The following is a 15529-nucleotide window of genomic DNA, read 5'->3' on the forward strand; positions in this document are numbered from 1 at the left end:
TAAAGCCGCTGGCCGATCACCTGCACGCAACGCCGCACGGCGCTGCGCCTGGGCTCGCCAAGTCAGGGTTCAGCGAGGTTGCTCGCTATAACCTTGCGCCATCGCCACGACCACCTTCCGGGGCCCGGTAAAGGGCGAACGCGCGTGAGCGGCGAGCATGTTGTCGAGCATCAGCACATCCCCTGCCTGCCAGGGAAAACTGATAGCGCACTCGTCCAGCACCCGACGCACCTCATCCAGCACCTCGGTTTCGATGGGCGAGCCGTCACCGTAATAAACGTTACGGGGCAGATCCTCTTCATCGACGATATCCAGCAAGGTTTCCCGCACTTCCTCCGGCAGGTTGGAGACATGGAACAAATGCGCCTGGTTGAACCACACCCAATCGCCGGTCGACGGGTGCCGGGCCACCGCCTGGCAGGTCTGGCGCGTGCGCAGCTCGCCATCGTCTTTCCACTCCCACTCGATGGAGTGCGCTTGGCAATAGGCCTCTACCACACCCCGATCTTCGGTGTTGAACACCTGCTCCCACCCCACATCCAGGCCATTGCCATAATTGCGCACATACATCAGGCCCTTCTCGATAAAACGCTGGCGAACGTACTCCGGCATTCGGCGGTACACCTCACGACTGTCGGCAATCGGCGTTTCGCCGCCGGTCTGCGCGGCAATCACGCTGTAGAACCAGATTTTCATTGGCCATTCAAGGGTGTAGGCCTGCTCGTTGTGCAGCGGAATGCTTTGATGCGCGGGGTACTCGGTAGAGGTGTACACACCTTGGGTGACGTTGCTGCGTGGCGTGGAGCCAAACTCATAGTTGAGCAACGGGTGACCGAATGCCTGGGCAAACTGGCGAAACGCGTCGACACCACCCACCTCAAAACCGCGAAACAAAATGCCGCCGGCCGTTGGCAGATGCCGTTCAACCAATGGTTGCAATTCGTTGAACACATCCATCAGTGCGAGACCGGGCTCCGGGGCCTCGATCAACAATGGCAAGCTGCCCCGCTCACTCAACAGAGGGGAGGCATTCAATTCCAGCAATAGGTCCATGTGGCTCTGCTCCAAAGGCACGTCGTCCCTATAAAACGAATCCGGAGGGGAAAAATTAGCGGGGAATTTGGGGCGCAGGCAGCGGTGTCATCAAGGGTTACATCAAACACCGAGCGGCTCGGCGAGGCTGTCCTATCATTGACGCAACCCATCAATTGCAACTACATTTAGTTACAGGCAAGGATCGCCGTGTCGAAAAATGAAAAGCTGCTGGCCAAACTGCTCAATGAACAATCGGCTTTTACCTGGGCCGAACGGGTAACGCTGCTGCGGCGACTGGGCTACACGCAAATCGAAGGCGCGGGTAGCCGAGTCAGGTTCGACATAGGCGACCCCAGTGCAATGATCACCTTGCACAAGCCTCACCCCGGCAACGAACTGAAACACTACATTCGGCGCCAAATCATCGAACAATTGAAATCAGGAGAACTGATTCAGTGAACAACCAGCTGAAACACAAAGGCTACATCGGCTCCATCGAAGCCAGCCTCGAAGACAACTGCCTCTTCGGAAAGCTGCTTTTCATCAAGGCCCTGGTCAGCTACGAGGGGAAAACCGTCGCCGAACTGGATACGGCCTTTTGCACCGCCGTGGACGACTACATCGAGACCTGCATGGCCCTTGGGCAAACACCGGAAAAGCCCTGCAAGGGCTCGTTCAACGTCCGTGTCGGCCATGACCTCCATTTGGCCGCCGCCCTCGCGGCGACCCGGCAAAAAGTCACGCTGAACGACCTCACACGGCAAGCGCTGAACGAATTCCTGCAACATCGCGGCGCACTCGTTGCCGGGTAATCAGCCCAATCGCCGATACCCCAACACCGCCGCCCCCAGCACCACCGACCCCGCCGCCAGCGCCACCCAGAACCCACTGGGGGCGCCGAAGCGGTCGATCATCCAGCCGGAACTGGCGGCGCCAATGGCCACGCCGATGCTCAGGCCGGTGATCAGCCAGGTCATGCCTTCGGTCAAACGGCTCGGCGGGACGATTTGCTCCACCAGGGCCATGGATACGATCAATGTCGGGGCGAAGAACAGCCCGGAGATGAAGATCGCCGCCGCCAACCCGGGAATGTTCGTCACCAGCAGCAACGGCAACGTGGTGATCGCCGTGGCCACGCCGCAGTACAGGAACTGGCGCGGCAACGGCGCTTTCAACTTGAGTGCACCAAACGCCAGCCCGGCCAGGCACGACCCGATGGCGTACACCGACAGCACAATGCTCGCGGCGGCTGGCTGGCCTTGATGCTGGGCGAAGGCGACGCTGACCACATCCACCACGCCGACGATAACGCCCATGGCCATCAACAGCACCATCAGGATCAACACCGAGGGCGAGGCGATCAGCCAACGGCCGTGTTCGGCGTGGTGTTCATGCACCGGTGGTTCGGTCTGGCGTTGCAGCACAAAGGCGGTCACGCCCACTGCCAAAAACAGCGCGGCAATCAACGGCCCGGCTTCGGGGAACAACAGCACGCACAAGCCCACCGACACCGGCGGGCCGATAATGAACACCACCTCGTCGAGCACCGACTCCAGGGCAAACGCGGTTTGCAACTTGGGCTGGCCGCGATACAACTCGGTCCAGCGCGCCCGCACCATGGCCGACATATTGGGCATGCAACCGGCCAGGGCAGCGAAGATGAACAGCGTCCACGTCGGCGCCTGCATGCGGGTGCAGAGCAACAGCAGCAACAGCGCGCCGCCGCCGATGGAAGCGGCCATCGGCAGCACCCTGCCCTGGCCGTAACGGTCCACCAGTCGCGAGACCTGGGGCGCACAAAACGCGGTGGCCAGGGCGAAGGTGGCCGTCACTGCACCTGCCAATCCGTAACCGCCGTGCACTTGCGACAGCATGGTGATCAAGCCGATCCCGGTCATGGAGATCGGCATGCGGGCGAGCATGCCCGCCAATACAAAAGCCCTGGAACCTGGCGCCTGGAACAGCTCGGCGTAGGGGTTTGCCATGGTGTGTAACCTCTTCCTGAGCGCCCTGAAACTTGCTATTCGAGGTATTCGGGGCAAAAATACATACGGTGCGTATGTGACAAATCATGCGTAACATACGCGTCGTATGTCAATCACCTATTGCGAGCCTTACCCATGAGCCGAGCCCGTGCCGACATGATCGAAGACACCCGCGCCCGCCTGATCGCCAGTGCGCGCCAGGCCTTCGCCACGCAAGGCTATGCCCAAACGTCGATGGATGATTTCACCGCGCGCGCCGGCTTGACCCGGGGAGCGTTGTACCATCATTTTGGCGACAAGAAAGGCTTGCTGGCGGCGGTGGTTGCGCAGCTCGACGGTGAAATGGATGCGAGCCTGCAGCGTATCTCGGAACAGGCTGATAACCCTTGGGAAGGGTTTTGCGAGCGCTGTCGGGTGTATTTGCGTATGGCTCAGGATCCCGAGGTCCAGCGCATCGTATTGCAGGATGCCCCGGCGGTGCTGGGCGCCACCGACCAGCAGCAATGCGTGGACTCGCTGCGCCAGTTGCTCGATGACTTGATGCAAGCGGGCCTCATCGAGCAGGCGTGCAGTCAGGCGCTGGCGAGGCTGATCAATGGCAGCCTGGTGAGCGCATCGTTGTGGATCGCCCAGGATGGAGACTCGGGTGTGCGGCTGGAAGAGGCTTTGCGAGGGCTGGAGTTGTTGTTGCGCGGGTTGAAGCCCAATGCCGTGTGCTGAACGAGTGCGGCGGGGGTGGTCAGGATCCAGGGGGGCATATCCGTTATTTAGGTAACGGCGGCTTATGGTTCCGCTCTTACAGCGGCTCACTTTGGAAAAGCCCCAAAGTAAGCAAAGGGCTCTGCCCCGCCTGTCGGCGCCTCGCTGTGGCTCGGCGTTCCCTCACTCCGGCATTGCTCCGCGGGCCGCCGCGACGGGCCATCCATGGCCCGGCGCGGCTAAACCGGCGTCCTGCCGGTTTACCCGCTCCGCAATACCTGCGTTCGGCCTCGGGCTTATTGGGGCAGTCAGATCAAGATCAAAAGCAAAAGCACAGCGGCCTCCCGGCCGGCTTGAGTGTTAAGAGCAAAAGCAAAGACCAGAGCGAAAACAGAGCTGCTTTTCTGTGGGAGCGGGCTTGCTCGCGAAAAACCTGAGGTCGCCGCGTTCATCCAGGATTCCCGCGTCATCGTTAACGACCTTCGCGAGCAAGCCCGCTCCCACATTTTTTGGACCGTGCCCGCTTTAGATTTTGATTTTGCTTTTAACACTCAAGCCGGCCGGGAGGCCGCTGTGCTTTTGATCTGCTTTTGATTTTGATCTTAGGCGCCCCGTTAAACCACGCTGGCCGAACGCAGGCTTTGGAGCGTGGGTAACCTGGCAGGACGCCAGGTTAGCCGTCCTGGGCCAGGGATGGCCCATGACGGCGGCCCACGGTCCAAAGCCGGAGTGAGGGCACTCCGAGCCTAGGCGAGGAGCCGAGTGGTGGGGCAAGAGCGTTTTGCTTACTTTTGCGCTCTTCAAAAGTGAGCCGCTGTAAGAGCGGAACCATAGGCGGCCGTTACCTAAATAACGGATATGTACCCAGCCCCCCCAAAACCATAAAAAACACACCTGAACCATTGCGCTAACTTGAATCCCCCACAGCACTGCCCCTAGATCCGCCGCAACATCAACGCCGCCACCGCACACGCTGCCAACGCCACACACGCCAGAAAGAACGCATCACTGTAGGCCATCAAAAACGCCTGATGGCGCACACTCTGATCCAGCAGGTCCAACACCACCTGATGCTCCGGCAACTGCTCCTGCAGCACCCCACCAGGCAAGCGCTGTTGCAGCACCGGGTCAAACAGCGTCACCGCCTCCCCGATCCGCGCCGAATGCACCCGCTCACGCACCACCACCAACTGCGCCAGTAACGCCGTTCCAACGGCGCCCCCCAGATTGCGCAGCATCGAAAACACCGCCGACGCCGACCCCGCCTGCACCTTGGCCAGCCCATGCACAGCGAGCACCGACAACGCCACCATGATCAACGGCTGACCAATCCCGCGCACCACAATCGAGGGCACGATCACATTGCTGGCGCTGTCCGCCGACAGGTGCGCGCCCATCCAGCAGCCCAAGGCCATGATCGCGAACCCCGACGCCACCAGCATTTTGGCACTGACCCACTTCATCAAGCGCGGCAAAAACGGCGCCATGATCAATTGCACCAGCCCATACGCAATCAAGCTCACGCCAATTTCACTGGCGTTGTAGTGCTGCAATTGCGACAGGTAATTGGGCACCAGAAACACCAGCCCATAGGTGCTCGCGCCAAAGATAAACATCGCCACGCTGGCCACGCCAAAGTTGTAGTGCCCCAACAGCCGCAAGTTGATAAAGGCATGCTTGCCCCATAACTGACGGGCCACGAAGCCGATCAATCCCACCACCGCCAACAGCGTCATCCACACGATAAAGGGCGAGCCGAACCAGTCCTTGCGCCCGCCCTCCTCCAGTACGATCTGCAACGCGCCCAGCCCCAGCACCATGCAGCCGATGCCCAGCCAGTCGCCCTGGCGCAACAGGCCGAGTTTCATCGGTTGGCGGTCGATCGACCAGGCCACCGCCGCCAACAACGCAATCCCGGGGAACAGTTGCAGGTAGAAGATCCAGCGCCAGGAATACGCGTCGGTCAGCCAGCCGCCAATCGATGGCCCGGCGGCCTGGGCCACACTGTTGGCCAGGCTGAACAAGGCCATGCCCAGCGGGATTTTGCTGGGCGGCAGCTCGGTGATGATCAGCTGGAATGACAAGGGAATCAGCACCGCCCCGGCCGCGCCCTGCACCACCCGGATCAGGATCATCACTTGCAGGTTGGGCGACAGCGAACACGCCACCGACGCCACCAGGAATATCCCCGAGCCCCACAGCATCACCCGGCGCAGGGAAAACACCTGCACCAGCCACGCGGTGAGGGGAATCATGATGATTTCCGCCACCAGGTAAGCCGTGGAAATCCACGAACCCTCCTCAAAAGTCGCGCCCAGTGCGCCTTCGATTTCCGGCAGCGCGGCGCTGGTGACGTGCACGTTCATCCCGGCCATGAAGCAGCCGAACAGCCCGCCGATCACCGCGACCCAGGCGCGAAACGGCACACGCCCTTCAGCCTCCATGAACGTGCTCCTGGCTCACGGCAGGACGGGTGTCGACCGTGGCGATGACCGACATGCCCGGCAGAACCCGCGATTCGCCGGGCTCCAGACGGATCTTCACCGGAAACCGCTGGACGATCTTGGTGAAGTTGCCAGTGGCGTTGTCCGGCGGCAGTAATGCGAATACGGCACCGGAGCCAGGGGCGATGCTTTCCACTTGGCCGTGCCAGTGCGCGCCGGCAAAGCTATCCACCGCGATCTCCACCGACTGCCCCGGCGCCATGTGCTGCAACTGGGTTTCCTTGTAGTTGGCAATCACATAGGCCTGTTCCACCGGCACCACCGCCAGCAGTGGCAGGCCGGGCATCACATACTGCTGGCGACGAACCTTGCGCTGGCCCACCACGCCGTCGAAAGGCGCGCGAATCTCGGTGTCCTTCAACGCATTACCGGCCAGGGCGAGATTGGCCTGGGCCTCGCCGATGCGCGCCTGATGCTCGACAATTTGCGCCTGCGCCTGTTGCCGACGCGCCTGCAACACCTGCAACTGCGCTTGCTGGCGCGCGACCTGGGCGCTGGCCTGTGCCAGGGCCGCCTGGGCCTTGGCCTGGCTGGCGCTGACAGTTTCCAGGTGCTGGGCGCTGGCCACCTGTTGTGCGACCAACTCGCGATATCGCTGGTAATCGAGCCTAGCGCGCCGGGCCTCGGCCTCGCCGCTGCTCAACGCTGCCTTTGCCTGGGCAATGCGTTGCTGCTGCTCGCCCATTTGCGCGTCGAGGGTTTGCAGCGAGGCCTGTTGCGCCGTCGCTGCCGCCTGCGCCTGTTGCAGTTGCGCCTGGGCGCTGTTCAGGCGCTCGGTGAAATCCCGGTCGTCGATACGCACCAGCACATCGCCGGCCTTGACCGGCTGGTTGTCTTCCACCAGCACCTGGGCCACATACCCGGCGATCCGTGGGCTGATGGCGACCCAATCGGCGCGTACATAGGCATCATCGGTTTCTTCCAGAAAACGCCCCCACTGCCACCAATACCCGGCAACGGCTGCCAGCCCCAGCAACGTAGCAAGTGATGCAGTGGTCACCAGGGCGCGACGATGGCGTTGCATAACGGTCAGGCGAATGGGTTCAACAGCCTGGTTCATGGTTTGGCTCCATTGACAGCGACAGATAAGGGGGCGGTTGGATCGTCACGCTGCCAGCCGCCACCGAGGGCCTGGAACAGGTCGATCTGGCGATTGATCAGGCGCAGGTCGGACTCGGCCACGCGGGCCTCAAGGCCCACCAGGCTGCGCTCGCTGTCCAGCAATTGCAGGGCGTCCAGCGCGCCGGCGTGGTAGCCACGGGAGGCCAGGTCGAAGGCGCGGCGGTTGTTGTCCAGCGCGGCGGCCAGGGCCTCGCGCCGCTGCTGTTCGCCCTGGTACAAGGCCATGGCCTGCTCGACCTGCTTCAACGCGTTGAGCACCGTGCCGTCAAACTGCGCCAGGGCCTGGCGTGCTTCGGCCTGGCTCTGCTTGACCCGCGCCTGGGCGATCTGCCGATTGGGAAAGCGCCACGACACCAGCGGCCCGACGGAATACACCGTCGCGTAGCGGTCACCGAGTTTGCCCAGGCTGCTGGCGGATGAACCGAGCATCGCGCCAAAGGTAATCCTCGGGTAAAGCTCTGCCCGGGACAGACCCACCGTCGAGGTCGCCGAGCGCAGTTGCCCCTCGGCACGGCGAATATCCGGCCGCCGTTGCACCAGCGCCCACCCCTCGCCCACCGGCAACGGCGCCTGCAACTGCGGGCTGTGGGCACAGCTGCGCGGTGTGACCTGCTCCGGCGGCAACCCGCTGAGCACGGCCAACTCATACAACGCACTGCTGCGCCGGGCCTTGAACATCGGCAGCGGTGCACGGGTTTCTTCCAGCAGGCCTTGCAGGCGAGTCAGGTCCAGGTCCGTCGCCGCGCCAGCCTTCTGCAGCTTTTGCGTGACCGCGACGCTCTGCTCCAGCAACTGCACCGAGTGCGCCTGCACCTGCTCCTGCACTCCATACACACAGGCCTGGGCATACGCGCGGGCCGTCTGCGCGGCGACTGTCACCCGTAACTCGTCTTCCAGCGCCCGCGCCACCTGGGCATCCGCCCGTGCGGCGGCAATGCGATAACGCACCTCGCCCCACAGGTCGAGGGTGTAGCTCAGGGAAAACTCAGGTGTGTGGCTCCATTCGGCACCGGCATGACGGTGGGTGGCCTGGGCCAGGGTCTGGTCATCCCGGCTGCGACCGTAGGCCAGGCCATAGTCCAGAGAGGTAGACGGCAGGCGCTCGCCGTCGACCTGTTCCAGCCGCGCCAGCAAGGCGTCGACGTGGGCGGCAGCGGCTTCAAGGTCTTTATTCTGGCGCAAGGCCCGCGCCACCAGGGCGTCCAGTTGCGGGTCGCGGTACAGCTGCCACCAGCGGGCGGGTAATGGCTCGGCCGACTCGGCGGATAGCCGCGGCGAGGGCTGCGCGGTGACGGTCGACGGCTGGCCGGACACGCCACTGCACCCGGCCAGCACACTCAACAGGGCGATGGGCATCCATGGATGAAAAGAAGGGCTGTGCATCACAAGGCTCGCTCAAGAAGGAGCCTTGCAGATTAGGCAGGTGGTCTGTCCGATTCGCCCGCGTCAGGGCCATGTATCGTCGCTAACCGGACAATATGTTTGCTTAACGCAACTCGAAGCTTTGCTCCTGTACGTCCTGGGAGTCCAAGCCGATCTGCACCTTGAACTCGCCGGGCTCGGCAACGTAGTCCAGCTGGGCGTTGTAGAACTTCAGGTCGTTCTCATCCAGGGTGAATTCAATGATCCTGCGCTCACCGGCCTTGAGCATGATTTTCTCGAAACCCTTGAGCTCCTTGACCGGCCGGCTGACCGAGGCGACCAGATCACGGATATACAACTGGACAACCGTTTCACCGTCACGCGGGCCGGCATTGGCCAGCGTGATACGCGCCTTGAGTTGCTCTCCCACGCGCAATACCGACGTTGACAACTGCAGGTCGGAAAGCTCAAACCGGGTGTAGCTCAACCCATAGCCGAAGGGATAAAGCGGGCCGTCGGGTTCATCGATGTATTGGCTCATGTATTTCCAGGGCGCAGCAGAATCAAACGGGCGCCCTGTATTCAGGTGGTTGTAATAGAGGGGGATTTGCCCGACCGACCGAGGAAACGTCATCGGCAACTTGCCTGACGGGTTGTAGTCGCCGAACAGCACATCAGCGACCGCATTGCCGCCCTCCGTACCACTGAACCACGTTTCCAGCAGGGCGTCGGCCTGTGCCTGCTCCCGGGTCAGGTCCAAAGGCCGGCCATTCACCAGCACGATCACCAACGGCTTATTCAGCGATTTCAGCGTACTGAGCAATCGCCGCTGACTGGCGGGCAGGTTGATACGCGCGCGACTGATGGACTCATCGTTGACGCTCCAGGGTTCGCCGACAACCGCCACGATGACCTTGGCCCGACGCGCCACCTCCAGCGCCTCGTCCAGCAGCGCCTCAGGCGAACGCGAGTCCAGATCCAACGGCGTGTTGTAGTGTTTCAGGCGTTCGGACAACTGTGTGTCCGTGGTGAAATTCGCGCCCTTGGCATAGAGCAGCGGTGCCTTGCCTTCAACCGCACGAGCCAGGCCTTCGTAGATACTGACCACGTTCCGCTCGTCACAATCACCGCAATAACTGCCCAGCAGGTCGCGCCGGCTTTTGGCAAAGGGACCGATCAGCGCAATGCTGTCCTGCTTGTTCAACGGCAGCGTCTGATGGGCGTTTTTTAATAGCACGAAGGTCTTGCGAGCAATGTCCCGGGCGGCGTCTCGCTGCAGGCGCGTTGCAATGGGAGGCAACTCTGTGCGGTTGAGATTTCGATACGGGTTGTCGAACAGCCCCAAGTCATACTTCAGGCCCAGCACATTCCGGACAGCCTCATCCAGCACCCCGACATCAACTTCCCCCGATGCAACCAATCCAGGCAAATACCTGGCATACGCGTCATCGCAGAGTTCCATGTCGACACCTGAGCGCACCGCCAACGCCGCAGCCTGCCTGACATCACGGGCAACACCATGAAAAACCAGCCCCTCAATTGCCCGGCAATCACCCAATGTCACGCCGTCAAACCCCCACGCCTGCCGCAGTACATCCTTGATCAGCCACCGATTGGCGGCAGCCGGAACACCATCGATGGTATTGAACGCAATCATTGCCATGCCCGCTCCGGCTTCGACCGCGGCGCGATACGGCGCAAAGTAAAACTGGTACATGTTCGCCGTACTCATATCGACGCTGTTGTAATCCTTGCCACCCTCGACCGCACCGTACAACGCGAAGTGCTTGATGCCGGCCTTGAGGCTATCGGTTGTGCGAGGATCATCCCCTCGATACGCCTTGACCATGACACCCGCGATACGAGAGGCCAGGAATGGATCCTCCCCGTAACCTTCCGAGACTCTGCCCCAGCGAGGGTCGCGGGTAATGTCCACCGATGGGCCAAACGTCAAATGCACACCCTCGGCGCTTGCCTCCTGGGCGCTGATGCGTCCCGCAAGGGCAATCGCCGACAGGTCCCAACTGGCCGCGAGCGCCAGGCTCACCGGGAATATCGTATGCAAGCCATGAATCACATCCGCCGCAAAGAACAGCGGGATTTTCAACCGGCTACGCTCCATCGCCACTTGCTGCAACGCCCATCCATAAGGTGGCGAAGGCGTGCCACTAATGCCACCTACCAAACCACTGGCAATCCCCTCCCGAATGCTGGCTCCGGTCCGCTCCCGGTCAATGCCAATCAGCTCCAGCTGGCCGACTTTCTCGGCAACGGTCATCTGCCCGAGCAAATGCTCAATGAACCCAGCCTTGTCGAGCGGCGCCCGCGCCATGACGTGGCTGCCAGACAGGCTGACAAGCAGGAACAGCAGCAGGATCTTTCCCATGAGGCCCATCCTCTGGACACATCAGTGACTGCCTGCAGCGTTGAGCATTGGAGCATGGGTGTCTACTGTCAGAATTCACAGGTAGGTTGCCTTTCCACAACGGCAGGAAAACTTACCCAGCCGGCCGAAAATGACTCGGCGGATAACCCAACGACTTGCGAAACATCGCACTGAACGCACTCGGGCTCTGATACCCGTGCTCCAACGCCACCTCCAGAATTGATACGCCCTGGGCCAACAGCTTCAAGCTCAAGGCCAACCGCGCGCGCTTGCGCCATTCACCGAAACTCATGCCCAACTCCCGCTGGAACACTCGGCTCAGGGTGCGGGCGCTCATGTTCAGGCTGTCGGCCCAGGATTCCAGGCTGCTGTCGTCAGAGGGGTTGCGGATGAAATGCGTGCACAGCCTGGCGAGCCGTGCTTCGCCAGGCACCGGCACGTGCATCGCCACTACCGGCGCGGCGAGCAGTTCCATGCGGATCAACTCGATCATGGCCTGCAGACGCGGGCTGTGGTGCCCGGCAATCTGCGTGGCGGCGACGATCAGCTCCCGCAGCAACGCCGACACTTCGATCACCTGACAGGTGCGCCCCAGCCCCGGCTCGGCCTCGGGCATCAGGAACAGCGTGCGCATATGCACCTCGCCGGCCATGCGGATCTCGTGCGGGGTTCCGGCCGGCACCCACAGCGCATGCCCGGACGGCACCAGCCAACTGCCCTGGGCGGTGCTGACCACCATCACCCCGGACACGCCATGGATCAGTTGCGCCTGGGCATGGCAATGGGGGTGCACCACGTCGTCGTTGCGGTAATTGTCGGCATAGGCTTCAAGCCAGGGGCGGGGTGGGCGGTTCATCGGCTCAGGTCTCGCATCAATCAGGCGTTGATTCTAGCGAAAAGCCCTGTGGCAAAAACGATAGATATAGACAGCCATCGTCGCATTCCAGACAGCCGGTGAACTTGTGGCCCACGCCATCAGTCAGCTAATTGGGCACTCTGAAAAAGGTTGGGTGGGGCAATGCGCATTTCGTTGGAGCAACAAGTGGCGCTGGTCACCGGCGCGAGTTCCGGGATCGGCGCGGGGGCCGCCAAGGCCCTGGCGGAGGCTGGAGCTGCCGTGGTGTTGAACTACAACGCCCAGGCGGCGCCGGGCTGAAGCACTGGCGGCGCAGATCAATGCCAACGGCGGCCGGGCGATTGCAATTGGCGCCGATGTGTCGAAAGAGGCGGATGTCGAACGCCTGTTTGCGCAAACCCTTGAGGCGTTTGGGCACCTGGACATTCTGGTGGCCAACTCGGGCATGCAGAAAGACGCCGCTGCCGTCGACATGACCCTCGACGACTGGAACGCCGTGATCGGCGTCAACCTCACCGGCCAGTTCCTCTGCGCCCGCGCCGCCTTGCGCATCTTCAATCGCCAGGGCATCCGCGAAGGCGTTTCCCGGGCCGCCGGGAAGATTATCCACATGAGTTCGGTGCATCAGGTGATTCCCTGGGCCGGCCACGTGAATTACGCCGCTTCCAAGGGCGGCGTGGAAATGCTGATGCGCACCCTGGCTCAGGAAGTCAGCCAGCAGCGCATCCGCATCAACGGCGTTGCGCCGGGGGCGATTCGCACGGCCATCAACCGCGCCGCCACCGAAGGCGCGGCCGAGGTGGAGCTTCTCAAGTTGATTCCCTATGGCCGCGTGGGTGACGTCGAAGATGTCGCCAATGCGGTGGTGTGGCTGGCCAGTGATGCCTCCGACTACGTGGTGGGCAGCACCTTGTTTATTGACGGCGGCATGAGCCTTTATCCGGAGTTTCGTGGCAATGGTTGATCTGAAAAACGAACCACAAAGTGCCATTGATGCCCACGGCATCATCGGCGACATGCGCAGCGCGGCCCTGGTGAATGACAAGGGCAGCATCGATTTTTTCTGCTGGCCGGAGTTCGACAGCCCGTCCATCTTTTGCTCATTGCTGGACTCCCCCGCCGCCGGGATCTTCCAGCTCACGCCGGACCTGCCCGACGCCCGCCGCGAGCAGATTTACCTGCCGGACACCAACGTGCTGCAAACCCGCTGGTTGAGTAATGATGCGGTGGTGGAAATTACCGATTTCTTGACCGTCAGCGAAGAAGTCGACGACCTGCCGATCCTGATTCGCCGGGTGCGGGTGGTCAGCGGCAAAGCGAGCATCCATATGCGCTGCGCAGTGCGTCATGACTACGCCCGCGCCCAGACCCGGGCCACTCAAGATGGTGGCGACGTGTTGTTTGAGGCCGCAGACCAACCCGGCCTGCGTCTGACCAGCAGCCACCCCCTGCAGCTGGATGGCGACGCTGCCGTAGCGTCCTTTGAACTGGGCCAGGAAGAAGGCGCCGAATTTGTCCTCGGCGGGCTGGAAGATCCCCGAGTCAAAAACGACTGCACCGACCTGTGCCTGGATCGCACCCTGAAGTTCTGGCGCGGCTGGATTTCCCAATCCAACTACCGTGGGCGCTGGCGCGAGATGGTCAATCGTTCGGCCCTGGCCTTGAAGCTTTTGACCTCGCGCAAACACGGCGCCATCCTCGCCGCCGCCACCTTCGGCCTGCCGGAAACACCCGGCGGCGAGCGCAACTGGGACTACCGCTACACCTGGATCCGCGACGCCTCGTTCACCGTCTACGCGTTTATGCGCCTGGGGTTTATCGAGGAAGCCAACGGCTACATGCGCTGGTTGAAAGGCCGGGTGGGTGACTGCTGCGATCAGCCGATGAAAATCAACATCCTGTACGGCATCGACGGCCGCCAGGAATTGCCGGAAACCGAGCTGAGCCACCTCAGCGGCCACGGCGGTGCGCAACCGGTGCGCATCGGCAATGAGGCCTACGACCAGGTGCAACTGGACATCTACGGCGAGCTGATGGACGCCGTATACCTGGTCAACAAATACGGCGAAGCCATCTCCCACGAGGGCTGGAAACACACGGTGGAAGTGGCCGACCAGGTCTGCGAAACCTGGAACCACAAAGACGTCGGCATCTGGGAAATGCGCGGCGAGCAGCATCACTTCCTGCACTCAAGGCTGATGTGCTGGGTGGCGCTGGACCGGGCGATTCGCCTGGCGTCCAAGCGCTCGCTGCCGGCTCCGTTTGCCCGCTGGGACCAGACCCGCCAGGCGATTTACGCGGATATCTGGAGCAACTTCTGGAATGAAGAACGCGGCCACTTTGTGCAGCATATCGGCAGCACGGCACTGGACGGCTCGATGCTGTTGATGCCACTGGTACGCTTCGTCGCGGCGACGGACCCGCGCTGGTTGTCAACGCTGGAAGCGATCCAGAAAAGCCTGGTGCGCGATGGGATGGTGTATCGCTACCGCAACGACGACAGCCAGATTGACGGCTTGCAAGGCACCGAAGGCGCGTTCGCAGCGTGCTCGTTCTGGTACGTGGAATGCCTGGCCCGGGCCGGGCAAGTGGAGAAGGCGCATCTGGAGTTTGAACAGTTGCTGCGCTATGCCAACCCGCTGGGGTTATATGCCGAAGAGTTCGATAACCAGGCAAGGCATTTGGGGAATACGCCACAGGCGTTGAGCCATTTGGCGCTGATCAGCGCGGCAACGTTCCTGGACCGGAAGTTGAGTGGGGTGAAGACGGTTTGGCAGCCTTGAGCCCGAGCACAATCTAAAGGCAGATGAGTAACCCTGTGGGAGCTGGCTTGCCAGCTCCCACCTAGACCGCGCCAGACTTGGAGACGAGGTGCACCCGGTGCACAATGCGGGGTCCTTCGATCCCTGCCAGGATTCCAATGCACCAGGTTCTGCTGATCATCGACGTACAACCCTCTTTCAACCCGCCGAGCTGGCTGGTGGACGGCATCAACACCCTGCTGGCCCGCATGCCCTCAGTGGCCACCGTAGAGCGCCACGACGAAAGCATCACCCCGTTCGCCCGCCAACTCGGCTGGCAGCCGGCGCCCGACGACAACAGCCTGATCGCCGCCGACCACATCTTCATCAAACACGGCTACACGCCCACGCCCGAGACCATCAGCCACCTCAAAAGCCTCGCGCCGGACCGAGTGCTGGTGTGTGGCATCCAGACTGATACCTGCGTACTCGCGGCTGGGTTTGCGTTGTTCGACGCGGGCTTGCAGCCAACGCTGATCAGCGATTTGACCGTGGGTTCGTCGCTGGATCGCTCGGGGAAACTGGGCGCGGATTTGTGGCGGCATCACTTCAAACACGTCATCAGCCACGCAGAGATTTAAGTCAGCCCCTCACTGTGGCGAGGGAGCTTGCTCCCGCTGGGTCGCGAAGCGGCCCCAAAAAGCTCAACGCCATCTAACTCAAAGAACACAGTCAACAAAACCTGGGGCTGCTGCGCAGCCCAACGGGAGCAAGCTCCCTCGCCACAGGGTATTCGGCAAAAAACACAAGATATGTGTATATCGGTCCCACCGTTTACG

The 15529-nt window shown here is 61.9% G+C and carries 12 protein-coding genes and 1 pseudogene; 6 read left to right on the forward strand and 7 right to left on the reverse strand.

Translation table 11 applies throughout. The features are described 5' to 3' along the window. Positions 1 to 69: 69 nt before the first annotated feature. Positions 70 to 1053: a TauD/TfdA family dioxygenase gene (locus NVB75_RS09410; RefSeq protein WP_258346944.1), complete on the reverse strand. Its 984-nt coding sequence runs from the start codon at positions 1051 to 1053 to the stop codon at positions 70 to 72. Positions 1054 to 1242: 189 nt separating this feature from the next. Here NVB75_RS09410 and NVB75_RS09415 point away from each other — a divergent pair, with 189 nt between their 5' ends. Both NVB75_RS09415 and NVB75_RS09420 read left to right on the forward strand, forming a co-directional pair. After that, positions 1243 to 1494: a type II toxin-antitoxin system HicA family toxin gene (locus NVB75_RS09415; protein WP_258346945.1), complete on the forward strand. Its 252-nt coding sequence runs from the start codon at positions 1243 to 1245 to the stop codon at positions 1492 to 1494. Beyond that, the gene (locus NVB75_RS09420) at positions 1491 to 1847 is read left to right on the forward strand and encodes a type II toxin-antitoxin system HicB family antitoxin (protein WP_258346946.1); all 357 of its coding nucleotides are present in this window, start codon (positions 1491 to 1493) and stop codon (positions 1845 to 1847) included. The genes NVB75_RS09415 and NVB75_RS09420 overlap by 4 nt, the downstream gene beginning before the upstream one ends. Here the strand turns inward: NVB75_RS09420 and NVB75_RS09425 are convergent, their stop codons facing one another. Beyond that, a complete protein-coding gene (locus NVB75_RS09425) occupies positions 1848 to 3020 on the reverse strand; it encodes an MFS transporter (RefSeq protein WP_258346947.1) in 1173 nt (390 codons plus the stop codon). A 135-nt stretch (positions 3021 to 3155) separates the two neighbouring features. Between NVB75_RS09425 and NVB75_RS09430 the strand changes: the two genes are divergently transcribed. Further along, positions 3156 to 3740, forward strand: coding sequence for a TetR/AcrR family transcriptional regulator (locus NVB75_RS09430; RefSeq protein ID WP_258346948.1), 585 nt, complete (start codon positions 3156 to 3158; stop codon positions 3738 to 3740). Positions 3741 to 4654: 914 nt separating this feature from the next. Here NVB75_RS09430 and NVB75_RS09435 read toward each other — a convergent pair. From NVB75_RS09435 to NVB75_RS09455, 5 genes are all read right to left on the reverse strand, one after another. Next, positions 4655 to 6163 (reverse strand): MDR family MFS transporter, encoded by a 1509-nt coding sequence (locus NVB75_RS09435; RefSeq protein WP_258346949.1) that lies wholly within the window; start codon positions 6161 to 6163, stop codon positions 4655 to 4657. Continuing rightward, a complete protein-coding gene (locus NVB75_RS09440) occupies positions 6153 to 7283 on the reverse strand; it encodes an HlyD family secretion protein (RefSeq protein WP_258346950.1) in 1131 nt (376 codons plus the stop codon). Before NVB75_RS09440 ends, NVB75_RS09435 begins: the two co-directional genes overlap by 11 nt. After that, positions 7280 to 8728: an efflux transporter outer membrane subunit gene (locus NVB75_RS09445; protein WP_258346951.1), complete on the reverse strand. Its 1449-nt coding sequence runs from the start codon at positions 8726 to 8728 to the stop codon at positions 7280 to 7282. The genes NVB75_RS09440 and NVB75_RS09445 overlap by 4 nt, the downstream gene beginning before the upstream one ends. Positions 8729 to 8831: 103 nt before the next feature. Further along, the gene (bglX, locus tag NVB75_RS09450; RefSeq protein ID WP_258346952.1) at positions 8832 to 11093 is read right to left on the reverse strand and encodes a beta-glucosidase BglX; all 2262 of its coding nucleotides are present in this window, start codon (positions 11091 to 11093) and stop codon (positions 8832 to 8834) included. 112 nt (positions 11094 to 11205) lie between these two features. Further along, positions 11206 to 11949, reverse strand: coding sequence for a helix-turn-helix domain-containing protein (locus tag NVB75_RS09455; RefSeq protein ID WP_258346953.1), 744 nt, complete (start codon positions 11947 to 11949; stop codon positions 11206 to 11208). 162 nt (positions 11950 to 12111) lie between these two features. On the opposite strand from NVB75_RS09455, the pseudogene NVB75_RS09460 reads away from it, so the two are divergent. The 3 genes and pseudogenes from NVB75_RS09460 (at position 12112) to NVB75_RS09470 (ending at position 15331) form a co-directional block, all read left to right on the forward strand. Then, positions 12112 to 12913: pseudogene (locus tag NVB75_RS09460) on the forward strand (SDR family oxidoreductase). After that, on the forward strand, positions 12906 to 14732 hold the full coding sequence (locus NVB75_RS09465) for a glycoside hydrolase family 15 protein (RefSeq protein WP_258346954.1): 1827 nt from the start codon (positions 12906 to 12908) through the stop codon (positions 14730 to 14732). The pseudogene NVB75_RS09460 and the gene NVB75_RS09465 overlap by 8 nt, the downstream one beginning before the upstream one ends. A gap of 137 nt (positions 14733 to 14869) precedes the next feature. Then, positions 14870 to 15331 (forward strand): cysteine hydrolase family protein, encoded by a 462-nt coding sequence (locus NVB75_RS09470; protein WP_258346955.1) that lies wholly within the window; start codon positions 14870 to 14872, stop codon positions 15329 to 15331. Positions 15332 to 15529 lie beyond the last annotated feature (198 nt).

Origin of the sequence: Pseudomonas sp. CBS (genome assembly GCF_024734645.1) — a bacterium.
In the GTDB taxonomy this organism is placed as follows: domain Bacteria; phylum Pseudomonadota; class Gammaproteobacteria; order Pseudomonadales; family Pseudomonadaceae; genus Aquipseudomonas.